Raw genomic sequence first — 4,590 nt, forward strand, 5'->3', positions numbered from 1 at the left:
GCCCATGACGGTTTCACTTTAGCTGATATGGTGTCCTACAACGATAAACATAATGAAGCTAATGGGGAAAATAATAATGATGGTGCGAATGATAACGAAAGTTGGAACTGTGGGGCGGAGGGTTGGACTGATGACCCAGGAATAAATGCTTTGCGTAGTCGTCAGATGCGAAATGCGATCGCAATTATGATGGTTAGTCAAGGTGTACCCATGAAAATGATGCCGAAAAATTGGTTAGCACTTATAATTCAGTCAGATTATTATTTTAACCTGCGATAAGGGGAATTTTAAAACATCCTAAACCATCTTTTTAACCCGGAACTACTAAAAGCTGATGGCTGAATGCTGAAAGCTAATAGCTAGTACAAGAACACTTTTAATTCATAAAGAAGGAAAATTATGGCAGCTAAAGAAAGAGTGGGTGTAGTTGTCAGCAACAAAATGCAAAAAACAATAGTGGTAGCAGTAGAAAACCGCTCCGCTCACCCTAGATACGGTAAAACAGTCGTTAAAACTAAAAGATATAAAGTTCACGACGAGGAAAATAAATGTAACGAAGGCGATCGCGTTCGGATTACAGAAACTCGCCCTCTGAGTCGTACTAAACGTTGGGAACTTGCTGAAATAATTAATTCTAAGATTAGTTAATGGTTGGTTTTATTAATCCGAGTAAAATTATTCAAAGTTAACAAAAATCAAATCCTAACTAAACTTAAGAAATAAAATTGGTTTGGCATAAACATCTAGAAATTTCAGAAAAACCACCATGATTCAACAAGAAAGTGTATTAAATGTCGCTGATAATAGCGGTGCCCGCAAAATAATGTGTATCCGTGTAATCGGTGGTGGAAATCGTCGCTATGCACGCATAGGTGATGTAATTATAGGTGTCGTAAAAGACGCATCCCCTAATATGGCTGTGAAAAAGTCAGATGTAGTTAGAGCTGTTGTTGTTAGAACTAAAAAAGGTCTGCGTCGAGATAGTGGTATGAGCATTAGGTTTGATGATAACGCAGCAGTTATTATTAACCAAGATGGAAATCCACGGGGAACTCGCGTATTTGGTCCAGTAGCTCGCGAATTACGAGAAAAAAATTTTACTAAAATTGTATCCCTAGCACCGGAGGTACTGTAATGTCAAGAAAGAAAAAACCCTTGATGACTGCCAGGGGAAAACCTGTACGCTNATAGTGGTATGAGCATTAGGTTTGATGATAACGCAGCAGTTATTATTAACCAAGATGGAAATCCACGGGGAACTCGCGTATTTGGTCCAGTAGCTCGCGAATTACGAGAAAAAAATTTTACTAAAATTGTATCCCTAGCACCGGAGGTACTGTAATGTCAAGAAAGAAAAAACCCTTGATGACTGCCAGGGGAAAACCTGTACGCTATAAAATTCACGTTAAAAAAGGTGACACAGTTCAAGTAATTGCTGGCAAAGATAAAGGTAAGGTAGGTGAAATCCTCCAAGTATTACCAAAAATCAGCAAAGTTGTAGTTAAAGATGTTAACGTCAAAACAAAGCACGTTAAACCTCAGCAAGAAGGAGAATCAGGTAAAATTGTAACAGTTGAAGCTCCCATTCATAGTTCTAACGTGATGCTTTATTCTACTAAAGAAAAAGTAGCTAGTCGTATTTGTTATACATTTACAGAAGATGGTCGCAAAGTACGAAAGCTGAAAAAAACAGGAGAAATTATTGATTAAACTCCAGTAAATTCTTCAACTAATAAGCAAAACTATGGCAGAAAGACTAAAGAAATATTACCATGAAAAAATTGTTCCTAAAATGATGGAGCAATTTAAGTATAAAAATATTCACCAAGTACCAAAGCTGGTGAAAATAACAATTAATCGTGGTTTAGGGGAAGCATCCCAAAATGCCAAAGCCTTAGATTCATCCGTAAAGGAAATGGCTACAATTACAGGTCAAAAACCAGTAGTAACTAGGGCAAAGAAAGCGATCGCTGGCTTTAAAATTCGTGAAGGAATGCCAGTAGGAGTTATGGTTACTCTACGTTCTGGAAGAATGTATGAATTTTTAGATAGACTAATTAATTTAGCATTACCTAGAATTAGAGATTTTCGAGGCATAAATCCTAAGAGCTTTGATGGTCGAGGCAATTATAGTTTAGGCGTCAAAGAACAACTGATTTTTCCAGAGATAGAATATGACAAGATCGATCAAATTCGAGGAATGGACATTTCAATTATTACCACAGCTAATAGTGATGAAGAAGGCCGTGCCCTACTTAAAGAAATGGGAATGCCCTTCCAGAGTAATTAACTAAAGAGTTAAAGAAAAGGGGAAAAAATGGCGGCTAACGACACAGTATCAGATATGTTGACGCGAATTCGCAACTCCTGCATGGCGCAACATACAACAACAAAAGTTCCAGCAACAAAGATGACTCGCAGTATTGCCAAAGTCTTGAAAGAAGAAGGCTTTATTGGCGAAATTGAACAGGAAGGTGAGGGTCTTAAGAAATTTTTAGTAATTTCTTTAAAATACAAAGGCAAAAATCGCCAACCCATCATTAGATATTTGAAGCGAGTTAGTAAACCTGGACTCCGGGTTTATAAAAATCGCAAAGAGTTACCACGAGTTTTAGGTGGAATAGGAATAGCTATTATTTCTACATCTAGTGGAATTATGACTGATAGAGAAGCTAGAAAAAGAGGTATCGGCGGAGAAGTTCTTTGCTATGTTTGGTAGTATAGCTATCAGCTATCAGCTCCAAACTATACACTTTTTTGTAATGCTATATAACCAAAATAAATAGTATAGATAGCTATTGATCGAGCAAAACAAAAAACAGCTAGCAACTTAAATATAAGAACAAGTTATGTCACGAATTGGTAAACTTCCAATCCCAATACCTAAAAAAGTGACCATTACCATTGAGGGTCAAAAAGTGACAGTCAAAGGTCCTAAAGGTGAACTTTCTAGGGTATTGCCACCTGAGATAGGAGTGGAACAACAAGAAGAGACTATTATTGTTAAACCACAAGAAGAGTCTCGCCGGGCTCGTCAGAGATATGGTCTTTGTCGCAGCCTTGTTGCCAATATGGTCGAAGGTGTATCTAAAGGATACGAAAAGCGACTATTGATTCAAGGTGTAGGTTATCGTGCCCAAGTTCAAGGCAAGACTTTGGTATTAAACGTGGGTTACAGTAAACCAGTTGAAATGCCTGCTCCTGAAGGTATTAATATAGCAGTAGAAAATAATACCAACGTAATTATTAATGGTATTAATAAAGAATTGGTGGGAAATACCGCAGCACGAATTCGTGCTGTTCGTCCACCAGAAGTATATAAGGGTAAAGGCATTCGTTATGCCGGAGAAATGATTAAACTCAAAGCGGGTAAGTCAGGTAAAAAATAAACAATGAAATACACTCGTCAAGATTCAATCAGAAAGCGACATCGCCGAGTCCGGAAAAAGGTATCTGGAACACCAGAACGTCCAAGGTTATCAGTATTTCGCTCAAATATGCATATTTATGCACAAGTAATTGATGATACTACACAGCATACCTTGGTCGCGGCCTCAACTGTAGAAGCAGAAGTCAAATCAAATGTTAAATCTGGTGCGAACTGTGACGCTTCTACAGAAGTAGGAAAATTAATTGCCAAGCGATCGCTAGAAAAAGGAATAGAAAAAGTAGTTTTTGACCGTGGTGGAAATCTTTATCATGGTCGTGTCAAAGCCTTGGCTGATGCAGCTCGTGAAGCTGGGTTAGACTTCTAAGTAATTACAAGTCACAGAAATAAACAATGAACTTGACAAAAGGTAAGAACTATGGCAGAGCAGCAACAACAACGTCGGAAAAAAAGCAGCCGTACAAAAGAGAAAGAAAGTGAATGGCAAGAAAGAGTTGTCCAAATTCGCCGAGTCANATCATGGTCGTGTCAAAGCCTTGGCTGATGCAGCTCGTGAAGCTGGGTTAGACTTCTAAGTAATTACAAGTCACAGAAATAAACAATGAACTTGACAAAAGGTAAGAACTATGGCAGAGCAGCAACAACAACGTCGGAAAAAAAGCAGCCGTACAAAAGAGAAAGAAAGTGAATGGCAAGAAAGAGTTGTCCAAATTCGCCGAGTCACCAAAGTTGTAAAAGGTGGTAAGAATCTGAGCTTCCGGGCTATTGTCGTAGTCGGCAATGAACGTGGTCAAGTAGGCGTAGGAGTGGGTAAGGCCGCAGATGTTATCGGTGCTGTAAAGAAAGGAGTGGCTGATGGTAAAAAACATATCATAGAAGTTCCACTCACCAAATCTAATTCTATTCCTCACCCAGTAAATGGTATTGGTGGAGGAGCCAAAGTAATGATGCGGCCAGCAGCACCAGGTACAGGAGTTATTGCGGGGGGAGCTGTTAGAACAGTTCTGGAACTAGCAGGTGTTCAGAATATATTAGCCAAACAGTTAGGCTCTAATAATCCATTAAATAATGCCAGAGCTGCTGTTAACGCTTTAGATGGCTTGAGGACATTAGCAGATGAAGCTCAAGAGCGAGATGTACCTATAGAAAATTTATATGTTTAGTCCCAAACTAGACTAATGGGAAATTGGATAATTAATGCC

Annotated in this window: 9 protein-coding genes and 1 pseudogene; all 10 read left to right on the forward strand. The window is 38.7% G+C overall.

The genetic code is table 11. The features are described from left to right. Positions 1–279, forward strand: a pseudogene (locus AFK68_RS09500) (hypothetical protein); the annotation flags it as partial. A gap of 120 nt (positions 280–399) precedes the next feature. Further along, positions 400–648 carry a 30S ribosomal protein S17 gene (gene rpsQ / locus AFK68_RS09505; RefSeq protein ID WP_094672504.1) on the forward strand — a complete coding sequence of 83 codons (249 nt, stop codon included), beginning with the start codon at positions 400–402 and terminating at the stop codon, positions 646–648. Positions 649–766: 118 nt separating this feature from the next. Then, entirely contained in the window at positions 767–1,135 is a 369-nt protein-coding gene (gene rplN, locus AFK68_RS09510) for a 50S ribosomal protein L14 (protein WP_094672505.1), read from the forward strand. A gap of 60 nt (positions 1,136–1,195) precedes the next feature. Beyond that, on the forward strand, positions 1,196–1,342 hold the full coding sequence (locus tag AFK68_RS09515) for an uL14 family ribosomal protein (protein WP_371357307.1): 147 nt from the start codon (positions 1,196–1,198) through the stop codon (positions 1,340–1,342). Beyond that, the gene (rplX, locus tag AFK68_RS09520) at positions 1,342–1,710 is read left to right on the forward strand and encodes a 50S ribosomal protein L24 (protein WP_094672506.1); all 369 of its coding nucleotides are present in this window, start codon (positions 1,342–1,344) and stop codon (positions 1,708–1,710) included. The genes AFK68_RS09515 and rplX overlap by 1 nt, the downstream gene beginning before the upstream one ends. 34 nt (positions 1,711–1,744) lie before the next feature. After that, the gene (gene rplE / locus AFK68_RS09525; protein WP_094672507.1) at positions 1,745–2,290 is read left to right on the forward strand and encodes a 50S ribosomal protein L5; all 546 of its coding nucleotides are present in this window, start codon (positions 1,745–1,747) and stop codon (positions 2,288–2,290) included. 27 nt (positions 2,291–2,317) lie between these two features. After that, entirely contained in the window at positions 2,318–2,719 is a 402-nt protein-coding gene (gene rpsH / locus AFK68_RS09530; RefSeq protein ID WP_094672508.1) for a 30S ribosomal protein S8, read from the forward strand. Positions 2,720–2,849: 130 nt separating this feature from the next. After that, positions 2,850–3,389, forward strand: coding sequence for a 50S ribosomal protein L6 (rplF, locus tag AFK68_RS09535; protein WP_094672509.1), 540 nt, complete (start codon positions 2,850–2,852; stop codon positions 3,387–3,389). A gap of 3 nt (positions 3,390–3,392) precedes the next feature. Continuing rightward, the gene (rplR, locus tag AFK68_RS09540; protein ID WP_094672510.1) at positions 3,393–3,755 is read left to right on the forward strand and encodes a 50S ribosomal protein L18; all 363 of its coding nucleotides are present in this window, start codon (positions 3,393–3,395) and stop codon (positions 3,753–3,755) included. Positions 3,756–4,014: 259 nt separating this feature from the next. Then, positions 4,015–4,551, forward strand: a complete 537-nt coding sequence (rpsE, locus tag AFK68_RS09545) for a 30S ribosomal protein S5 (RefSeq protein WP_094672511.1) — start codon at positions 4,015–4,017, stop codon at positions 4,549–4,551. Positions 4,552–4,590 lie beyond the last annotated feature (39 nt).

The sequence above is a fragment of the Hydrocoleum sp. CS-953 genome (genome assembly GCF_002260545.1).
In the GTDB taxonomy this organism is placed as follows: Bacteria; Cyanobacteriota; Cyanobacteriia; order Cyanobacteriales; family Microcoleaceae; genus Trichodesmium.